The sequence below is a fragment of the Acinetobacter sp. ABJ_C5_2 genome, from assembly GCF_044538485.1.
Taxonomy (GTDB): domain Bacteria; phylum Pseudomonadota; class Gammaproteobacteria; order Pseudomonadales; family Moraxellaceae; genus Acinetobacter; species Acinetobacter nosocomialis_A.
The window spans coordinates 39,431-59,418 of record NZ_JBIUCS010000005.1 but is presented as its reverse complement, the minus strand read 5'-3'; the positions used below and the strand labels follow the sequence as shown (position 1 = coordinate 59,418).

General features: G+C 38.7%; 21 protein-coding genes. 5 read left to right on the top strand and 16 right to left on the bottom strand.

Going from position 1 to position 19,988, the window contains the following annotated elements:
• Positions 1–13 precede the first annotated feature (13 nt).
• The 13 genes from ACH8JV_RS08440 to ACH8JV_RS08380 form a co-directional block, all read right to left on the bottom strand.
• A complete protein-coding gene (locus tag ACH8JV_RS08440; RefSeq protein ID WP_311087771.1) occupies positions 14–787 on the bottom strand; it encodes a TatD family hydrolase in 774 nt (257 codons plus the stop codon).
• A 17-nt stretch (positions 788–804) separates the two neighbouring features.
• A complete protein-coding gene (locus ACH8JV_RS08435; protein WP_001183024.1) occupies positions 805–1,146 on the bottom strand; it encodes a PilZ domain-containing protein in 342 nt (113 codons plus the stop codon).
• A 12-nt stretch (positions 1,147–1,158) separates the two neighbouring features.
• Complete coding sequence (locus tag ACH8JV_RS08430; RefSeq protein ID WP_396520671.1) at positions 1,159–2,139, bottom strand: DNA polymerase III subunit delta'; 981 nt, start codon at positions 2,137–2,139, stop codon at positions 1,159–1,161.
• Between the two features lie 11 nt (positions 2,140–2,150).
• Entirely contained in the window at positions 2,151–2,912 is a 762-nt protein-coding gene (kdsB, locus tag ACH8JV_RS08425; RefSeq protein WP_396520669.1) for a 3-deoxy-manno-octulosonate cytidylyltransferase, read from the bottom strand.
• A 9-nt stretch (positions 2,913–2,921) separates the two neighbouring features.
• On the bottom strand, positions 2,922–3,932 hold the full coding sequence (gene lpxK / locus ACH8JV_RS08420; protein ID WP_396520667.1) for a tetraacyldisaccharide 4'-kinase: 1,011 nt from the start codon (positions 3,930–3,932) through the stop codon (positions 2,922–2,924).
• A gap of 2 nt (positions 3,933–3,934) precedes the next feature.
• On the bottom strand, positions 3,935–5,662 hold the full coding sequence (gene msbA / locus ACH8JV_RS08415) for a lipid A export permease/ATP-binding protein MsbA (RefSeq protein ID WP_396520665.1): 1,728 nt from the start codon (positions 5,660–5,662) through the stop codon (positions 3,935–3,937).
• The gene (locus tag ACH8JV_RS08410; RefSeq protein ID WP_000669682.1) at positions 5,659–6,087 is read right to left on the bottom strand and encodes a biopolymer transporter ExbD; all 429 of its coding nucleotides are present in this window, start codon (positions 6,085–6,087) and stop codon (positions 5,659–5,661) included. Before ACH8JV_RS08410 ends, msbA begins: the two co-directional genes overlap by 4 nt.
• Positions 6,088–6,103: 16 nt before the next feature.
• On the bottom strand, positions 6,104–6,739 hold the full coding sequence (locus tag ACH8JV_RS08405) for a MotA/TolQ/ExbB proton channel family protein (protein WP_396462986.1): 636 nt from the start codon (positions 6,737–6,739) through the stop codon (positions 6,104–6,106).
• Between the two features lie 49 nt (positions 6,740–6,788).
• The gene (locus ACH8JV_RS08400; protein WP_396520663.1) at positions 6,789–7,676 is read right to left on the bottom strand and encodes a ParB/RepB/Spo0J family partition protein; all 888 of its coding nucleotides are present in this window, start codon (positions 7,674–7,676) and stop codon (positions 6,789–6,791) included.
• Positions 7,673–8,455 carry a ParA family protein gene (locus tag ACH8JV_RS08395; RefSeq protein WP_263613584.1) on the bottom strand — a complete coding sequence of 261 codons (783 nt, stop codon included), beginning with the start codon at positions 8,453–8,455 and terminating at the stop codon, positions 7,673–7,675. Before ACH8JV_RS08395 ends, ACH8JV_RS08400 begins: the two co-directional genes overlap by 4 nt.
• A 21-nt stretch (positions 8,456–8,476) precedes the next feature.
• Positions 8,477–9,109, bottom strand: a complete 633-nt coding sequence (gene rsmG, locus ACH8JV_RS08390; RefSeq protein WP_032007248.1) for a 16S rRNA (guanine(527)-N(7))-methyltransferase RsmG — start codon at positions 9,107–9,109, stop codon at positions 8,477–8,479.
• A gap of 87 nt (positions 9,110–9,196) precedes the next feature.
• Positions 9,197–9,886 (bottom strand): N-acetylmuramate alpha-1-phosphate uridylyltransferase MurU, encoded by a 690-nt coding sequence (murU, locus tag ACH8JV_RS08385; protein ID WP_396520661.1) that lies wholly within the window; start codon positions 9,884–9,886, stop codon positions 9,197–9,199.
• On the bottom strand, positions 9,886–10,899 hold the full coding sequence (locus ACH8JV_RS08380; RefSeq protein WP_396520659.1) for an aminoglycoside phosphotransferase family protein: 1,014 nt from the start codon (positions 10,897–10,899) through the stop codon (positions 9,886–9,888). Before ACH8JV_RS08380 ends, murU begins: the two co-directional genes overlap by 1 nt.
• Before the next feature lie 120 nt (positions 10,900–11,019).
• On the opposite strand from ACH8JV_RS08380, the gene ACH8JV_RS08375 reads away from it, so the two are divergent.
• Together ACH8JV_RS08375 and ACH8JV_RS08370 are read left to right on the top strand one after the other, a co-directional pair.
• Positions 11,020–13,458 carry an LPS-assembly protein LptD gene (locus ACH8JV_RS08375; RefSeq protein WP_396520657.1) on the top strand — a complete coding sequence of 813 codons (2,439 nt, stop codon included), beginning with the start codon at positions 11,020–11,022 and terminating at the stop codon, positions 13,456–13,458.
• Positions 13,458–14,768, top strand: a complete 1,311-nt coding sequence (locus ACH8JV_RS08370) for a peptidylprolyl isomerase (protein WP_396520655.1) — start codon at positions 13,458–13,460, stop codon at positions 14,766–14,768. Before ACH8JV_RS08375 ends, ACH8JV_RS08370 begins: the two co-directional genes overlap by 1 nt.
• Positions 14,769–14,886: 118 nt before the next feature.
• On the opposite strand, the gene fba is transcribed toward ACH8JV_RS08370, so the two are convergent.
• The 3 genes from fba to ACH8JV_RS08355 form a co-directional block, all read right to left on the bottom strand.
• The gene (fba, locus tag ACH8JV_RS08365) at positions 14,887–15,924 is read right to left on the bottom strand and encodes a class II fructose-bisphosphate aldolase (RefSeq protein WP_002121428.1); all 1,038 of its coding nucleotides are present in this window, start codon (positions 15,922–15,924) and stop codon (positions 14,887–14,889) included.
• A 121-nt stretch (positions 15,925–16,045) separates the two neighbouring features.
• Entirely contained in the window at positions 16,046–16,288 is a 243-nt protein-coding gene (locus tag ACH8JV_RS08360; RefSeq protein WP_396520653.1) for a hypothetical protein, read from the bottom strand.
• A 121-nt stretch (positions 16,289–16,409) separates the two neighbouring features.
• The gene (locus tag ACH8JV_RS08355; RefSeq protein ID WP_396520651.1) at positions 16,410–17,597 is read right to left on the bottom strand and encodes a phosphoglycerate kinase; all 1,188 of its coding nucleotides are present in this window, start codon (positions 17,595–17,597) and stop codon (positions 16,410–16,412) included.
• Between the two features lie 138 nt (positions 17,598–17,735).
• Between ACH8JV_RS08355 and ACH8JV_RS08350 the strand changes: the two genes are divergently transcribed.
• The 3 genes from ACH8JV_RS08350 to ACH8JV_RS08340 are packed head-to-tail and all read left to right on the top strand — an operon-like array spanning position 17,736 to position 19,906.
• Complete coding sequence (locus tag ACH8JV_RS08350) at positions 17,736–18,119, top strand: DUF2237 family protein (RefSeq protein WP_002050020.1); 384 nt, start codon at positions 17,736–17,738, stop codon at positions 18,117–18,119.
• The gene (locus tag ACH8JV_RS08345; RefSeq protein ID WP_396520649.1) at positions 18,119–18,712 is read left to right on the top strand and encodes a Maf family protein; all 594 of its coding nucleotides are present in this window, start codon (positions 18,119–18,121) and stop codon (positions 18,710–18,712) included. Before ACH8JV_RS08350 ends, ACH8JV_RS08345 begins: the two co-directional genes overlap by 1 nt.
• A gap of 30 nt (positions 18,713–18,742) precedes the next feature.
• On the top strand, positions 18,743–19,906 hold the full coding sequence (locus tag ACH8JV_RS08340; RefSeq protein WP_396520647.1) for a JmjC domain-containing protein: 1,164 nt from the start codon (positions 18,743–18,745) through the stop codon (positions 19,904–19,906).
• The last annotated feature ends 82 nt before the right edge of the window (positions 19,907–19,988 follow it).

Sequence of the window (19,988 nt, the reverse complement as noted above, 5' to 3'; positions counted from 1 at the left end):
TAGTTTCTATAAGTTAAATCGCTTTGAGTAAATTTTCGAAATTTTGCGAGGTGATTCTTGCAATTTCCTCAATCGATTTATCATATACATCACTAAGTGCTTTCGCTACATAGGGTACGTATTTTGGTTCATTTGTTTTACCACGATATGGCACTGGAGCCAAATAAGGACTATCTGTTTCAATTAAGAGTCGATCTAAAGGTACTTGCTTGGCAACATCACGTAAATCTTGAGCATTTTTAAATGAAACAATCCCTGAAAAGGAAATATAGTAACCACAGTCCAATACGGCTTTTGCTGTTTCCCAGTCTTCAGTAAAACAATGCAAAATACCATGCGAAGATTGTTCAGCTCGAATAATATCCACCGTATCATGTTTTGCTGAACGTGTATGAACAACTACTGGCTTTTTGACATTTTTAGAGGCTTGAATATGCCGAGCAAAACAAGCCTTTTGCTCATTAATAAAGTCAGTACTGTGGTAATAATCTAAACCTGTTTCGCCTAAAGCCCACACTTTTTCTGATTGAGCTAACTCAGTCAAATACTCAGTCGTTGCTCGAGCCATAGTATCTACATCCTCACAAGGATGCACACCCACCGTATACCCAACATCTTCATGACGCTTTGCGATTTCAGCTAAAGCAACATGATCATCAAGGTCAACTGAAATTGCCATAAACTTAGAGACACCTTCTGCTCGTGCAGCAGCAAGTGCAAGATCTAAATCACCGTTATAAGGCGTTAAATCTAACATTGTTAAATGGCAATGGGTATCAACAAACACTGTACTTTCCTATCTGCTTACATGGTATAACTTGGACGATCTAAAGACATACTACCAGCTAAAATCCGCTCAGCTTCAGCTTTATAGTAAATTCCTTTATCACCACTCAATTGAATTGCGAAACCTTGCGGTTTAAATCCACTTTGCTTATGTGAAATCCACACTACTTTACCAGTTAAAGGAATTTTTTGTGATTGTTCTGGTAACGTAGCTAAAATAAAAATTTCTTGGCCCATCTTCACTTTTTGCTTCGATGGCACAAATAAGCCCCCACCTTGCACATACCCCATATAGCTTGCTTGTAAGGTTGCTCTATCAGGAATATTGACCTGAATAATTCCACCCATTTGTGGTTGCATTATAGTTTCCCCTTAAACGTTCATTAATTTTATAAAAAGTTGATCTGTGATGAGTTGTGTTTGTACATTTTGTTCAACCAATCTTTTAGATTGCTGTAATTCCTCATAAAGACTGAATAAGCTTTCTAAATTATAGTTTTGTGCCAATTGATCAAATTGTAAATCAATATTTTTCTGTGGTTGGTTCAGCTTGACACAAATTAAATCCCCTAACAAGTATTCAAGAAGCATCATAAAATCGCTAAAGTTGAGCTCTTTCTGCCACTTAGCTGAATAAAATAAAGGCATATTTTTTTGGTTAACTACCTTAGTCCAGTCTTCTAAAAATGTTTGTCTTTTCGCAAACCAATCACTAGTAGCAATTTCGACTGCTTGCAAAGGCATATCATTAGAAAGACCTAACAATAATTCAGGTGGTACTGCCGCGTTTTCAGCCAAATGCTCATTTAGATAAGATGTTGCCTGCTCATATGAAATACGGTCTAAAGCAAAATGCTGTAAGCGACTTCGAATGGTAGCTGGTAATTTCAAATAGTGATCAGCCAACAAAATTAAAACAACGCGCTCACCGGGTTCTTCTAAAGTTTTTAACAGTGCATTTGATGATGCAAGATTTAAAGCTTCAGCTGGTTCAATGACAATAACACGCCATCCTTCACCAGTTTGCTGTACAAATGGCAATAAATCTCGAATTTTTTCTATTTTAATTTTTGCATTCTGTTTTTTATTTTCTTCATCAGTCGTGATATGAACATAGTTCGGGTGCGTGTCTGATTTTAACCATTGACAGCTACTACATTCTCCACAAGCCCCCTGAGGCTGCTTATTTAAACAAAGTACCCATGCTAAAAAATGCTTGGCAAAAGCATGCTTACCACAACCTTGTTTACCATAAAATAATAAGCCATGCCCAATATTAGGAAAACGTGTTGTTAACGTTTCCCACATCGTCTGTTGCCACGGATAAACCTTAGAAGTCACATTCTGATTCATTAAATTAACACTTACTCAAAAGACTCAACAGGCATATTATTTAGACGGTCAAGATCTGCTTGGGTATCAACACCTGGCGGTAAATTCGCTTCTGCTACAGCAATAGCAATACGATGCCCGTTTTCTAAAACACGTAATTGCTCAAGACTCTCTAGCTTTTCAAGTTTACCCATATCCCATGTAACATATTCTTGTAACAAGTTCACACGATAAGCATATAGACCTAAATGACGAAATGCTTGGCTATGTAAAGTTAGTTCAGCTTGTTTAGCACCATCTCGATCATAAGGGATCGTTGCACGACTAAAGTACAAAGCTTCATTTTGATTAGACATAACCACTTTCACAATGCTATCACGCTGAAACTCATCTAAAGCATGAATAGGCTCACATAATGTAGACATTGAGCAATTTGGTTTTTCAACTAGAAGCTTCGCAACCTGCTGAACAAGTTGAGCTGGCAGTAAAGGCTCATCACCTTGTACATTTACAATAATGTCATCCGCATCCCAACCTTTAATACGAGCAACTTCACTCAAACGGTCAGTTCCCGATGGATGGTCAGCACTTGTTAAAACAACATCAACACCCTCTGCACGGCATATTTCAGCAATACGTTCATCATCGGTTGCTACACACAGATCATCGAAACCTTCAACTTTCTTTGCCTGATCTACTACGCGTAAAATCATAGGACGATCATGAATAAGTAACAATGGCTTACCTGGCAAACGCGAACTTGAGAAGCGTGCTGGAATAACGATGTGTTTCATTTTTTCTTCCTAAGATATTTGAATATCAAGCTTTTGCAATTGCTGATTTAAAACCTGATAGCACTCTTCAGACAAAACAGCTTTAACAGGTACGACCCAAATAGGCCGTTTAAATTCTGGATGCTTTTCAAGTAAAGGCAACAACTTAACCGCATCTTTTTCAGTCGTAATGATAGGTTGATCATCATTAAATACAAGGTCATCAATAACGTAATCATGATGATCACGAAAAGCATGCTCTTGAAATTGATTTATACCTAAACCCTTAAGTGTTTGATAAAAGCGCTGAGGAAAACCAATACCAACTACTGCATGGTAATTATTTTGAGTATTGAATGATAATTCAATTGCTGAAGAAGGATTCAATAAGTAAGGTTGTCCGGCATTCAGATGCATATGCATTGCTGTTGATGGGGCAAATGTATGTTCGATTACTGTACCCGTTTTTAAACGTTCAGCAGGTTCACGCAAATAGCCTTCTGGTAATAACTTTCTATTTCCAAGACCACGATTTTGATCAAGCACGATCCATTCTATTTGACGACCTAATGCCCAATGTTGTAATCCATCATCACTAATAATTAAATCTAGTTTTGCCGATGTTAATAATAACTCGATTGCGGCTTGTCTATTGGGTCCTACTGCCATAGGTACGCCAGTTGACTGTACAATCAAGGCAGGTTCATCTCCTGCTTCAGCTGCCTGACTGGCCGATGTTACCAACATAGGAAAAGGACCAGCCCCCCCATAGCCGCGACTAATGACGCCTACTTTTACATTATGCTGTTTTAGGTAATTAACCAGTTCTATTAATAATGGAGTTTTACCACTACCACCCACTGTAATATTTCCAATCACCATGACTGGTACAGGCGCGTCATAGACCTTTTTAAAACCTGAATTATAAAAATGACGATTCAGTAAAAACCCAGCACGATACAAACATGATAATGGACGCAAAACAACCAACCAATTTGATTGCTTATTCCATGCATTTTGTATCAGCTGAGCTAAAGACATGCTTAGTTGTCCTCAAAATTACGCTGATGTAATTGATAATAAGCACCATGCTTAGCAAGTAATTCTTGATGAGTACCTTGTTCAACAATTTGTCCACGATCTAATACGACAATACGATCTGCATTTTCAATTGTAGATAAACGATGAGCAATCACAATCGTTGTACGGTCTTGCATCGCCTCATCAAATGCTTGCTGAATAAAGTGTTCAGATTCGTTATCAAGCGCACTTGTAGCTTCATCTAAAACGAGAATAGGCGCATTTTTCAAAATTGCACGAGCGATTGCAATACGTTGACGTTGACCACCAGAGAGATTTAGCCCTTGAGCACCTAGGACAGTGTCGTACCCATTTGGTAAGTTCATAATAAAGTCATGAGCATAAGCAGCCTTTGCCGCTGCGATAACTTCTTCATCGCTCGCATCATGTAGCTGACCATAAGCGATATTTTCACGTACAGTTCGGTTAAACAAAACAACTTGCTGATTTACCATCGCAATTTGTGTACGTAAACTTGAAAGTTCAATATCACGTATTGGTAAATCATCTAAATAAATTTGACCACTTGAGACTTCTTGGAAACGTACCAACATGTTCACTAAAGAAGTTTTACCAGCACCAGAGCGCCCTACCAATGCAACAGTTTCGCCTGGGCGAATATCTAAAGAAAAGTCCTTAATCGCCTGAGTGCCATCAGCATAGTTAAGTACAACATGGTCAAAACGAATTGCACCTTGCAACTGAGGTTTAAGCTGACCACTGTTTTCTTCTTCAGGTAAATCTAATAACTCAAAAACTGAATGTGCTGCCGCCAAACCACGTTGTAACTTCTCATTAATATCAGTTAAGTTTTTGACAGGTTTAGAAAGAAGACCAGCTGCCGTAATATATGCGACAAACTCACCCGCACTTGTGTTACCTAAAATTTGTGGTCTTAAGGCCAGCCATACAATAAGAGCCATTGCACAAGCCATGACCACTTGAACCACTGGGCTATTTAGGTTTTGCACAATCACCATTTTTAAACCGCGTTTTAAGTTCTCTTCAGATGACTTATAAAAACGCTCTTGTTCTGACTCTTCACCAGCGAAACTTTTAACAACTGCACTACCACTAATACTTTCTTGAACTACATGGTTAACATCCCCCATAGTGTCCTGAACTTGTAGTGAAAGTTTACGCATTCTTTTTGAAGCTCTACGCACCAAAACACCAATAATAGGTAAGAACACCATAATACAAAGAGTCAGACGCCAATTTGTATAAAACAAATAACCTAACAATCCCAGCGTAATCATGCCATCTCGAACGATGGTTTTTAATGACTCCGATGAAGCAGCTGTCAGTTGCTCGACGTTATACATAATTTTGGCTGTGATATGTCCCGAAGAGTTATCGAGATAATATTGAGCTGGTAGTCTTAAAAGTTTTGCATAAACTTCTTGGCGAATGCTAAAAACTAAACTACGTGAGATAACAGCAGTATAGTAGCCACCCATAAATAGGCCTAGGCCACGGAAAAATACCAATAAAATGATTAATAAAGGGAACCAATCCAGATCCCCTCTACTCGCATTTTGAATTGCATCAATAATAAATTTAATGAGCTTAGCAACAGAAACCTCTGTTGCCGAGTTCATACCGAATCCGATAAGAACTAATAAGGCCACGCCCCAATAAGGTTTTAAATAAGATATGAGACGCAAATAAACCTTAAAATCTTGATTCACTCAGAAAAACCTCTAGAAGGAACTTTGGTACTAATATTGATGTTAACAAAACCGAGTTGTCCTGCTACATCCATAACGCGAATAACATCCTGATGAGACGCTTTTGCATCAGCAGCGATGATAAACATAAAATCACGGCGCTCTTGAGCAATTTGCTTAATTGCAGTGCTCAAATCAGCCACATCTTTGCTAGATAATGCCTGACCGTTGACAGCGTAATGACCGCTAGAGTCTACCACGACTTCAATTTTATGATCGTACTGTTTTGGTGGGACACCTTGGGCATCTGGTAAAGTTAAATTGATGCGACTTGGCTGATTAAAAGTGGTAGATAACAATAAAAACACCAGAATGAACAGCAAACAATCAATCATAGGCGTCAAATTGATATGAATGTCTTCAACTTGAGAACGTTTAAACTTCATATTTGTTCCCTACCCATCAACCAACACGGCGATGTTCTTGCGCAACTGAAGAACGCTTGTAAAACAACGATGCATGGAAGAGTGTAGATTGCTGCTCTAACTCCGCAATGTAATTTTGCACCACTCTTTGAAAATAGCGATATGAAATAAGAGCAGGAATTGCAATGAGCATACCAACCGCTGTCGTGATCAATGCTTTTGAAATACCAGGAATCATTAAGCTTGGGCTACCTGCCGAACCAAAATCAATCACAAGAAAAGACTCAATAATCCCTACAACCGTTCCAAGTAACCCAAGTAAAGGTGCAATAGCACTTAAAGTTCCCAAGAAGTTAATATTTTTTTCTAAATAAGAAATTTCTTGAGAAGCCATTGCTTCCATTTGAGCCCGAGCAAATTGCTCTCCATGCTCCTGATGCTCAAAACCAGCTTTTAGAATATTTCCTAATGCTGTGCTTGGGGCATCAGTATCTTGCTCTAAATTCGTGATGATATGAGAAATATCTGCACTACCATCACTCATCAGTGCTTTAGGCAAAACTTGTGAACGTCTTAAACGTATAAAACGCTCAATACTAATAGCGACTGTTAAAATTGAACACAAAATTAAAGGCAGCATTAACCAGCCGCCCGCTTTCACAAGTTCCCACATATTTTCTTCCCCAAGAATATAAATTAGAAATATATGACCTAACTTAGAATTAATCTGGTAAACAAATATTCAAAATACCATCTAACTCATCGAGTGAATGATAATGAATAACAAGTTTACCTTTACCTTTCTGGTTATGATCAATTTTAACATTGGCACCAAATCGTTCAGAGAGTTTCTGTGTCAATTGCTCGATATCTGGTGCAACAGGAGTTTTTTCCTTTTCCTGTTTAGGTTCGTTCCAATCACGAACCAACTGCTCAGTCTGACGAACAGATAATCCTTTTTCGATAACAATGTTGGCAACTTCAAGTTGCTCTTTACCTTTTAAGGTCAGGATCGCACGAGCATGGCCCATATCAAGCTGACCTTTTTGCATAAATTCTTTAATGTCATCAGCCAAACTCAATAGACGCAACAAGTTACTGACTGTTGTTCTCGCCTTACCTACAGTATCGGCAATTTCCTGATGACTTAAACCAAACTCATCATGAAAACGTTGCAATGCCAAGGCTTGATCAATTGGGTTTAAATCTTGACGTTGAATATTCTCAATAAGTGCTAAAGCAATCGCAACTTGGTCATTTAAATCACGAACAATTGCTGGAATTTCAGTTAAACCAGCAATTTGTGCTGCACGCCAACGGCGCTCACCTGCAATGATTTCATAAGGATGAGCTTCATCATCTACAGGACGAATAACGATTGGTTGCATTACCCCATGTTTTTCAATAGAGGATGCCAACTCTTGCAAATCATGCTCATGAATAAAACGACGTGGCTGATATTCACCTCGTTTCAACAAATTCACATCAATTTGCTTTAACTGCCCGTGATCCAGTGCTTGAGCTTCTAGCTGTAATTTTTCTTTTTGAATTGAACCAAGTAATGCATCTAAACCACGCCCTTTCGCCAATCCGCGTTTTTTGATGCTCATACTTTACTTCCTTTCTTTACTTTACTTTTCTTTAACATCTCAGCTGCAAGATTTAAGTATGCAACTGCACCCTTTGAACTCTTTTCAAAATAAATAACTGGCAAACCGTGTGCAGGCGCTTCAGCCAATCGAACGTTACGAGGAATCACGGTGTCATAAAGCTTTTTACCAAAATACTGTTCTAACTCAGCTGATACATCACGAGTTAAAGCATTACGCGCATCATACATTGTGCGTAAAACACCAATAATTTCTAAATCAGGATTTAATGCTTTTTGAATACGATCGATAGTTTGGGTTAAATCAGCCAAACCTTCTAATGCATAGTACTCACATTGCATAGGAATGATTACACTATCTACGGCAGCTAAGGCATTTACCGTAATTAAACTTAAGCTAGGTGCACAGTCAACAATAATGTAGTCAAAAGAATTTCTAACTTCGTTCAGAGCATTCTTTAAAATGAATTCACGGCCTTCTTGTTCGGCAATTGCCAGCTCAACACCAGAAAGCTCACGGTTTGAACCCAAAACTTTATATCCAACCTCTGCCTTTTGAATTGCAGTTTCAATTGGCACTTCACCCAATAAAACATCAGTGATTGAGTAAAGTAGATCATTCTTTTGAATACCAGACCCCATCGTGGCATTACCTTGTGAATCTATATCAACAAGTAACACACGTTTTTTCAATACAGCAAGTGATGCTGCAAGATTTACTGCAGTCGTTGTTTTACCAACACCACCCTTTTGGTTTGCAATCGCAATAATTTGAGCCATGGTAACCCTAATACTTTTTATTTAAATTCGTTGAAGTAAAAGTAAATGACGTTGTTCATCAAGTCTTGGTACATGCAGTTCAATCACTTTACATGAAAATTCCTGCTTAAGCTCTTCCATTTCTTCAACTGGAATCAGTCCTTTCATCGCAGCAATTATACTCTGCTCATGCAAATATGGACGCGCAGCATCAACAAAATCAGTTAACGATGCAAATGCACGACTTGTAATCACATCAAATTGGCCAAGCTCATCAATTGTATCTTGATTTTCAACACGTGTTTGCACAGCTACTACGTTTTTAAGCTTAAGGTCAGCAATAAACTGTTTCAAAAAACGAATTTTCTTACCATTTGAATCAAGCAATACACATGAGCGTTCCGGCTGACATAATGCAATGATCATGCCTGGCATACCGCCACCTGTACCTACGTCGAGTAACCGGCCTGCTGGCAAATCTTTCAAAATACTTAGGCTATCTAACAAATGCTTCACTAACATTTCTTTCGGATCACGAATCGCTGTTAGATTATAAGCTTTATTCCAAAGTACCAAAGCATCTTGATACTTCAACAATAATGTCAAAGCTTCATCGCTAAGCGACAAACCTAATTTTTGACTACCCTGTTGTAACTCTTGAAAAAATGGATGCATAAACAGATAACATCTAAGTAAAATTTAAAACAAAGTATACCCATTTATGCATCGTGGAACACTATTTAACGATTAGCGATTACGCAGTTAATCGTAGAAGCCTTCACGAATTTGCAAATCTAGCTCCATTAAGCGTTCTGGCGTCCCCACATCTACCCATGCACCCTTAAGCTTTTCAGCAGATACCTTTTGATTTTGCATCGCTTGCTTTAATAGTGGAGCTAAAGGACGTTTACCAGGTTCCAATCCATCAAAAAGCTTAGGATGGATAACAGATACACCACTAAAAGTGAGGTTCTCACCCTTCACATCTTGATCGAATGCAAAAGCGCGCCCATCCAATAATGTAAAGTCGCCGTCAGGATGTTGTTTAGGATTATCAACTAACACAAGATGAGCCAAATCATCATTTAGCTTAATATCGCGTAGAGCTTCAAAATCCATTGTGGTCCATACATCTCCATTCACCAGAATAAAAGGATCTGTTCCAAGCAGTGGCAAAGCATTAATAATTCCGCCAGCTGTTTCTAGCCCTTCTTCTTCTCGTGTCCAACGAATGTCCACACCAAATTGAGAGCCATCTCCCAAGCTACTGATGAGGTTGTCTGCTAACCACGCAGAATTGATGACTATTTCGGTCACACCCATATTCTTAAGTTTTTCAATATGCCACACAATAAGTGGCTTACCTCCCACCTCAAGCAGAGGCTTTGGTGTATATAGCGTGAGTGGACGCATACGATTGCCCAAGCCAGCAGCAAGAATCATTGCTTTCATTATGCTGCTACCTCATAGGGACCATATTTCTCGATAAATTTAGGCATTACTATGTTATTTATAAATACCATAAACTCGTCAAGTTCAGCGTAACCGCGGCTCTCTTCAAGCAAATACCACATGACTCGCGGCAAGTCTTTTAAGTATCCAGACTTACCATCTCGCTCAAACAAACGGACAAAAATTCCCAAAATTTTGATATGGCGTTGAATTGCCATTAAATCGGCATCACGCTTAAATTGCTCAAAAGTTCGGTTTTGTTTAGCAGAGACTGGTAAAAGCTCATAGAAAACTTTGAACCATTGATAAACACGCTCAGCGTTCCACTGCACATATGCATCACGTGTAATCGAGATTAAATCATAAGTATCAGCACCAATAACTGCGTCTTGGAAGTCGATTACTCCCAATTCCTCTTCATTGGTAATTTTCATTAAATTACGGCTATGAAAATCACGATGCACAATAACTTGAGGCTGAGCCAATGCAGCATGAGCTAAAAAATGAAATGCATCATCAATAGTTTTCTTTTGCTCAGCCGTTGGATGAATTCCAAGTGATGGTAACATCCAATCTGTTAGCAGCTGCATTTCAGACACAAGCTTTTCATAAGAATAAACTGGGAAATGATCAGTACCATTAATTGATTGCAAATGAGTGAGCTGCTTAAAGCTTTGTTCGTAGTATTGATCAACTGTTGCATCATTCAATAATGTCGACAACAGTACATCACCAAAGTCTTCTAACAACAGAAAACCTTGTGTTAAATCTTTTGCAACAATCTGAGGTACTCGAACCCCATGACCCGCAAAAAATTCGTCAATGGTTACAAACGGAACACAGTCTTCTTTTTCAGGAGGCGCATCCATAAGCATATACGTTTTATTTTGTAACTGGATGCGAGCATAACGACGAAAGCTGGCATCCCCTGCTAAATAAGCGATCTGAAATTGATCATTTTCAAGAACAGATGTAAGCCATGTATGTATCAATTGTTCACGTTGTGTATTCATTTGCAATAAAATCTAAAACAAGCTGAGATTTTTGAAGGGTTAAGTGTAGCCACTTATAAACTTTTTCTCTATGATGCGACAATAATTAATTGTGAATTAGCATACTTGGTTAATGAGACAATGAAGCATCAGTTTAAATTTAATCCTTTAGCGACCGCTATTTTTACGCTCTTATGTGGCTCCATACAATCAAGTTATGCTGAGTCAGCTGGTGTTGTCTCCAACATAGACAATAATCAACTTAAGGCGAGTATTAAAGAAGCCTATCCAGGGCAGGAATTCTTTCAACAATATTATGTTGATAAATCTGCACCTGAGGCGCAGTTGCGCAATAATAAATATTTGAGTTCGGCATTTTGCCAAGGAACTTGGATTACACCAATCAATCCTGAAACTAAAGCATTAGATGCAGATAAGGCTACATCGGTTGTAACTGCCGATTACGGTCATTACAACCCTGCTGGTGACTCTGAGCTAGAAGGAAACGTAGTAATAGACCAAGAAGGTCGTACTGTTCGTGCCGATAAAGTCACCATCGATAAAACTCAAACATTTGCTCATGCACAAGGTCGAGTTCAGTTAGCCCAAGGCGGCTTACTCTCTCAAAGTGATGAAATTAATTACAATTTAAAGACTCAAACTGGCGATTTAAATAATAGTTTTTATATTTCTGAACAGCAGCATGCACATGGTCACGCTGGAAAAATCGAAAGAACATCTCCAAATGTAATGGTTCTTAATGATGCAAGCTATACCACTTGTCCACCAGGTCAAAAACCTGCTTGGAAAATTCAGGCTAATAAAATTGAGCTGAATCAGGAAACTGGTCGAGGCGTCACTCGTAATGCAAAGATCTATGTTAAAGATGTTCCAGTTATAGCAGTCCCATACTTTAACTTCCCAATTGATGACCGTCGAACTACAGGTATTCTTAACCCACAGTTTGGTTTCTCAAACGATGGTGGTGTTGAACTTTCAGTACCAGTTTATTTAAACCTTGCACCTAATTATGATGCAACGGTTACTCCGCGATATTTAGCAGATCGTGGAGCAATGCTACAAGGTTCGTTCCGATATTTAACAGATGGTTTCGGTTCCGGCCAGATATGGGGTGGCATACTTCCATCTGATAAAAAATACGATGATAAAGATCGTAAAAACTTTAATTTCCTCCATAACTGGGATATTAACGATCAGTGGTCAACTAATCTTGAATATCGTTATGCATCGGATAAAGATTATTTTGCGGATTTAGATCACAGTCCAAACACTAAAACCGATCTAAATTTACGCAGAGCTTGGGAGTTAAACTATCAACATGGTATTCCAGGTTTAAAAGCTCAACTTAAAGTTGAAGACTTCCAAACGCTAGACCCTTTAATTAAGGATGTAAATAAACCTTATGCACGTTTACCACAGTTTTTATTAAATTATGTCACTGGTAACCCACAAGGATTACAATACGAATTTAATAACGATACGGCATACTTTAAAAAATCAATTAATGACGATTCTGCTCAGGAAAGTAGCGGTACGCGTATTTATAACCAGTTCGCAACACGTTATAACTATCGAACACCGGCAGCTTTTGTTATCCCTGAAGTGTCTGTACGTTCTATTCAGACTTTCTATGACAAAGACAGTATTGCCTCACAAGGCCTAGATGCTAGTTCAGAATCCAAGTCAGTTGTTGTACCTCAGTTTACTTTAGATACTGGTCTGACATTTGAGCGCGATGGTAAATATCTACAAACCATTACACCTCGTGCATTTTATGCTTATGCTCCGTACAAAAATCAGACTGGTTATCCAAACTTTGACTCAACTTCAGCATCGGTTAATTACGATCAATTATTTAACCCTTACCGCTTCTACGGGCATGACCGCCTTGAAGACAACAATTTCTTATCACTTGGTGTAAGTTATAGTTTATTTGATACGGTAGGCTTAGAACGTTTACGTGCAAGCGTGGGCCAAAGTTATTACTTTGAAGACCGCCGCGTTACATTAAACGAACAAGATAAAATTGATACAGAACGTAATACAGGACCAGTTGTAAGCTTATCAAGTCAACTCAACCAAAACTTTACTATTGCAGCCAATTCGGCTTGGATGTCAAACGGTGATAATGCTCAGCGAGACTTCCAAGTTTACTATACAGGTGACAAAGGCAACCTATACAACTTAGGTTACTTCTATCGTAAAGATATCCCTGGTCGTCAAGATACTTACGATCAAGTTGTTGCATCGTTTATACAACCAATTAAAGACAATTGGCGTATTATGGGCCACGTACAATATGACATGGACAATGATGTTGCCCGTGAAATTTTGCTTGGTGTTAACTACGAATCATGCTGTTGGGGTGTCTCAGTCTACGGTCGTTCTTACTATAACGACCTAGATGATCCGAAGGCTTCGAATGTTAGTGAAAAACGCGCAATCATGGCTGAAATTACACTCAAAGGTTTAGGTGGTTTAAACAATAAACTCGCATCTTTACTCGAAAATCGCGTGTTAGGTTTTAACAAAATTAATCAATCTTGGACACAACGTTAATGAAGGCAAAGCATCTTAAACAGTTTTTTAAAGCAACAACCCTTGCTGTATTAATATCTTCATCAATGCATAGTTTTGCCCAACCCACTGATGAAGTTGTGGCAATTGTGGACAATAGCGTAATTTTAAAAAGTGACCTTGAACAAGGAATGGCAGAAGCTGCTCACGAATTGCAAGCACAAAAAAAAGAAGTACCACCTCAACAATACCTACAATTTCAGGTTTTAGATCAACTCATCTTACGTCAAGCTCAACTTGAACAAGTAAAACGTTATGGCATTAAACCTGATGAGAAAAGTCTAAACGAGGCAGTACTAAAAGTAGCAAGTCAATCCGGCAGTAAAAGTCTAGAAGCCTTTCAACAAAAGTTAGATGCAATTGCTCCAGGAACATATGAAAACTTACGAGGCCGTATTGCTGAAGATTTAGCAATTAATCGCCTACGTCAGCAACAAGTGATGTCTCGTATTAAAATTAGTGACCAAGATGTCGACAATTTTTTAAAGTCACCACAAGGACAAGCTGCTCTTGGTAATCAGGCTCACGTGATTCATATGCGAATTGCTGGAGACAACCCTCAAGAAGTTCAGAATGTAGCCAAAGAAGTTCGCTCAAAGCTTGCTCAAAGCAATGATTTAAATGCTCTCAAAAAACTTTCAACTGCGACAGTAAAAGTTGAAGGTGCAGATATGGGATTCCGCCCTCTTTCTGATATTCCAGCAGAGCTTGCTGCTCGTATTACTCCACTCCAAGATGGTCAAACAACTGATCTAATCTCTGTACGTGATGGTGTACATGTTCTAAAACTCTTAGAACGCAAGCAAAATGAACAAAAAGCATTGGTACCGCAATATCAAACTCGCCATATTCTTATTCAACCATCTGAAGTGGTAAGTCCTGAAAATGCGAAACAAATTATTGACAGCATTTACAAGCGATTAAAGGCAGGACAAGATTTCGCTACGCTTGCTGCAACCTATTCAAATGATACAGGTTCAGCACGTGATGGTGGTAGTTTAGGTTGGGTTACACCAGGCATGATGGTTCCTGAGTTTGACAAAAAAATGCAGGAAATTCCTGTAGGTCAAATTAGTGAACCTTTCCAAACTCAATTTGGCTGGCATATTCTACAAGTGACAGATAAACGCGAAAAAGATATGACTCATGAATATCAAGAGCGTATGGCACGTCAAATTTTAGGTGAGCGTCAATTCAATACCGAAGTTGATAGCTGGTTACGAGAAGTACGTGCTAATGCATATGTAGAAATTAAAGACCCTAGCCTCGACAAAAAGAACTTACAAAAGTAAGTCTTTTTGCTGCTATTAAAACCTGTGTTATCACAGGTTTTTTTATGAATAAAATCTGGCGAATAAAAAAACCGGTTATTTACATAACCGGTTTCTATAAATCAAACCCTAACGGGAATTATTTATAACGATCAACCATTTTCTCTAAAGAAATTGGACGGATCTTGTCAGCATTTCCAGCTGTACCAAATGCTTCATAACGATCAATACAAATTTGCTTCATTGAATCTACAGTTTTAGCAAAGTATTTACGTGGATCAAATTCAGCTGGGTTTTCAGCCATAAACTGACGAATTGCACCAGTAGATGCTAAACGCAAGTCTGTATCGATATTGATCTTACGTACACCATGTTTAATTGCTTCTACAAGCTGCTCAACAGGTACACCATAAGTCTCTTTAATATCACCACCGAATTCATTGATTACTTTCAACCATTCTTGTGGTACAGAGCTTGAACCGTGCATAACAAGGTGAGTATTTGGTAATGCCGCATGAATTTCTTTAATACGGTCAATTGCCAAGATATCGCCTGTAGGTGGACGAGTGAATTTGTAAGCACCATGTGAAGTACCCACAGCAATCGCTAATGCATCTACATTGGTATCAGCAACAAATTGAGTCGCTTCTTCGACAGAAGTAAGAAGTTGTGAGTGATCAAGTACACCTTCCGCACCAACACCATCTTCTTCGCCAGCCATACCAGTTTCAAGGCTACCTAAACAGCCAATCTCACCTTCAACAGAAACACCACATGCATGTGCCAAAGCAACAACATTACGAGTTACATCAACGTTGTATTCGTAAGATGTAGGTGTTTTACCGTCTGTACCTAATGAACCGTCCATCATTACAGAGCTAAAGCCAAGCTGAATTGAACGTTGACAGATATCAGGGCTTGTACCATGGTCTTGGTGCATTACCACTGGAATGTGCGGCCATTCTTCAATTGCAGCCAAAATAAGATGGCGCAAGAATGGAGCGCCTGCATATTTGCGAGCTCCAGCTGATGCCTGAACAATTACAGGTGAATTGGTTGCATCCGCGGCAAGCATAATTGCACGCATTTGTTCTAAGTTATTTACGTTAAATGCTGGTACGCCGTAGTTATGTTCTGCAGCGTGATCCAAGAGCTGGCGCATTGAAATGAGTGCCATAATATCCTCCCAGGTAGTGCGGCTTATTCTACCTTGTCATTTATTTCAATTCAGCAACAAATCACAGTATTTCAAAAAAAATCCCTGCATTTGCAGGGACTTTTTAACAAAATACAACAAATTAATGAGTTTCTGAAGCAGCCGGCTCGCTAGACGCGCCACCTTCAACCACATCGGTATTCTTTTCATCTAAAACTGGCTTATCAAGCGAATCAATTGTAGCTTGCTGTTCAGGAGTTACTTTATCAGCAACTGCTGTAGAAGCAGCACCTTGCCCTGCTTTAGAAGACTCTTCTTTTTTAGCACAAGCAGTCAACATCACTGGAACAATTAACAAAGCAGCTAAGGTAAGTTTTAAATTCATCACTATTTTCCACAATTGGTGATTTAGTGCTCATTATTTTATTTCAGAAATATGACAATTTAATGACTTATCCATGAAAAAGGGGTTGAACCCAACCCCTTCTTATTTTTACATATATGTATTATGCACGTTCTAATAAAACTGCAACTGCCGGCAAAGTTTTACCTTCAACAAACTCAAGGAATGCACCACCACCAGTTGAAATATAGCCAATTTGGTCAGCAACATTATATTTATCAATCGCAGCTAGAGTATCGCCACCGCCAGCAATCGAGAATGCGTCAGATTGAGCAACTGCAAGAGAAAGTGCTTTAGTACCTTCACCAAATTGATCAACTTCAAATACGCCAACAGGACCATTCCAAAGAATCGTTTTTGATGTTGTTAAAATATTTGCAAATGCTTTAGCTGTTTCAGGACCCACATCTAAAATCATGTCATTTGCTGTTACGTCTTCAACTTTTTTAACAACTGCTTGTGCTGCTGCTAAAGAACCTAAGAAATCTTCAAAATTAATTTGAGATGCATCAGCAACAACAACATCTGTAGGAAGTGGAACACTTACTTTAGCAGCGATTTGTTTTGCCGTTTCAATCAAGTCAGCTTCGTATAAAGATTTACCAACGTTGTAACCTGCAGCTGCTAGGAAAGTATTTGCAATACCACCACCAACAATAAGTTGATCGCAAATAGTAGACAATGAGTTTAAAACATCAAGTTTTGTTGAAACTTTAGAGCCAGCAACAATAGCCACCATTGGTTTTTCAGGGGTTTGCATTGCACGGCCAAGTGCATCTAATTCAGCAGCTAATAATGGACCAGCAGCTGCAATAGGAGCAAAACGTGCTACGCCTTCTGTAGAAGCTTCTGCACGGTGAGCAGTACCGAATGCATCCATCACAAATACATCACATAAAGCAGCATACTTTTGTGCAAGCTCCGGATTATTTTTCTTTTCACCCGCGTTAAAACGAACATTTTCAAGCAAAACTACTTGGCCAGCTTGAACTTCTACGCCATCAAGATAGTCAGTAAATAATTTAACTTCTTGGCCTAGTGCTTCAGTTAAATATGCTGCAACTGGAGCAAGCGATTGCTCAGGCTTTGGTTCACCTTCAACAGGACGACCTAAATGCGAAAATACCATTACAGCCGCGCCTTTTTCTAAAGCAGCTTTTATTGTTGGAAGTGCTGCACGTAAACGAGCATCGCTGGTAATCACACCATTTTTAACAGGAACGTTTAAATCTTCACGAATAAGTACACGTTTACCTACTAAGTTAAGGTCAGTCATACGCTGAAAATTCATGTAAAGCTCTCTTTATGATTTTAAAAACGCGCCAATTTTAAATGATTACATCAAAAAAGGTTAGTTTTTTTGCATAAAAGCTGTAGAAAGCCAAAGTTTTGATTATGATAGAGGTAGTAATTTAATATTTCATCCATTATGTCTATTCATCCAGATCCACAAATCAATCGTTTAAATGTTTTAGGTGAACCTTTAGCAAGCTGTTGCTTTGACCCTATTACGGGTTACTTTCGAAATGGTTTTTGCCATACAGCTGTAACAGATCTTGGGCAACATACCGTATGTGCTCAAATGACATCTGATTTTTTAAATTTTTCGCAAAAAGTTGGCAACGATCTCATTACGCCTCTACCTGAAGCCGGCTTTCCCGGCCTACAACCAGGTGACTTCTGGTGCATTTGCGTAACTCGCTGGGTAGAAGCATATCAAGCTGGTCAAGCACCACCTGTCAAACTTCATGCCTGCCATCAAGCAGTATTAAGCTATGTCCCATTAGATGTATTGATGGAATATGCAGTGTAATGAAACACCCTCAAATTATTTTGGCATCGAGTAGTCAAACACGTAAGGATTTGATGAATCGTTTGGGAATCGAATATATCTGTATTAGTCCAGATATTGATGAGAGTCCTCGTGGCGAGACTCATGCTGATGATTTAGCGAAAAGACTAGCATTTACTAAAGCTCAGGTGATTGCTCAGAAAAATCCTCAAGCGATTGTAATTGGATCAGATCAAGTCGCATGGCGCGAACATGCACCTCATGATTTTATTGGCAAACCATTAACAATTGAAAATGCTAAAGCCCAGTTAGCAGCGAACTCAGCTAGAACAGTTTTTTTTAGTACAGCCTTAAGCGTCCAATGTCTTGAAAAAAACTTTGAACATACTCTAGTTGAACATTATCAAGTTAAATTTCGCAATTTAACTCAGCTTGAAATCGAGAGATATGTCGATTTAGACCACCCCCTTCATTGTGCTGGAAGTTTTAAGTGTGAAAGTCTTGGCATTAGTTTATTTGAGAAAATGATAGGCCAAGATCAAACCATCCTAATGGGTTTACCCATGATTCAGCTTTGTCAGATTTTAAGACAGCTTGAACTTCAAATTCCTTAATATTTTTTAGCTTACTTATAGGTTATCTCCATGACAGAACCTTTAACCGTTCTAGGCGGCATTACTGCTGAACAGTTTTTAACAGAATATTGGCAGAAGAAACCATTACTTGTGCGTAATGCCATGCCTGAAATCATTGGCATGTTAGAGCCAAATGATGTGAGAGAATTTGCTTTAGAAGATCATGTTAGTGCGCGTCTTATCCGCCAGAAAGACAAAAATCCAAATGAATGGCACGTAAAGTCCTCTCCTCTAACCAAAGGTGACTTTCAAAAATTACCAAAGCTATGGACGCTTTTGGTACAAGCAGTTGACCACTACTCATTTGATTTAGCTGGTTTATGGAAGAAATTTCCTTTCATTCCCCAATGGCGTCGTGATGACATCATGGTTTCTTATGCCCCTAAAGGTGGTTCAGTTGGAAAACATTTTGACTTTTATGATGTATTTCTCGTTCAAGGACATGGCCACCGTCGTTGGCAATTAGGCCAAATGTGTGATGTAAGCACTGAACTTGTTCCTAATCAACCATTAAAGCTATTGCCAGAGATCGATGTTCATTTTGATGAGGTTTTAGCGCCTGGTGACTTATTATATGTCCCACCAGGATTATCACATTATGGTGTTGCCGAAGATGATTGTTTAACTTTCTCATTTGGTTTCCGTATGCCTAATGTTTCAGGCATGATCGATAGAATTAGCGATCAATTTGCGACTGATGAATTACTACAGAATCCAGTTGTGGATATTGCTCGAAAGAATATTCCTCAAGTTGGTGAAATTAATAAAGAAGAATTGGCTTATTTAAGAGAGTTAGTTTTAGCTCAGTTGCAAAACTCATCAGTACTTGATGCTGCCATCATGGCATATATGACTGAGCCTAAATATCCCGATAACATTCCTGAACCAGACGAAATCGAAATTGAAGATCTCAATGCTATTTTGTCAGAAGGTTATGAACTATTGCTTGAACCAGCTTCTCGTCTACTTTATACAGAACAAAATGGCGCTTTAAAGTTTTGGGGTAATGGAGAAGATTTACCAATTGTGGAATCTTTTGCCACTCAACTCAAAGCAATTGCAGATGGAGAAAGCATCCCTTTCAACGACCAGCTGAGCAGTTTAGATATTTTAGAGAATATTGTTCAATTATTGAATGATTCAATTCTTATGTTACTGCCACCTGCAGAATAATATCGCCTAAATACATTAAAAGGAGGAATTTATAAAATTTCTCCTTTTTTCTTTTATAAATACATGTTTAAATATACCATTC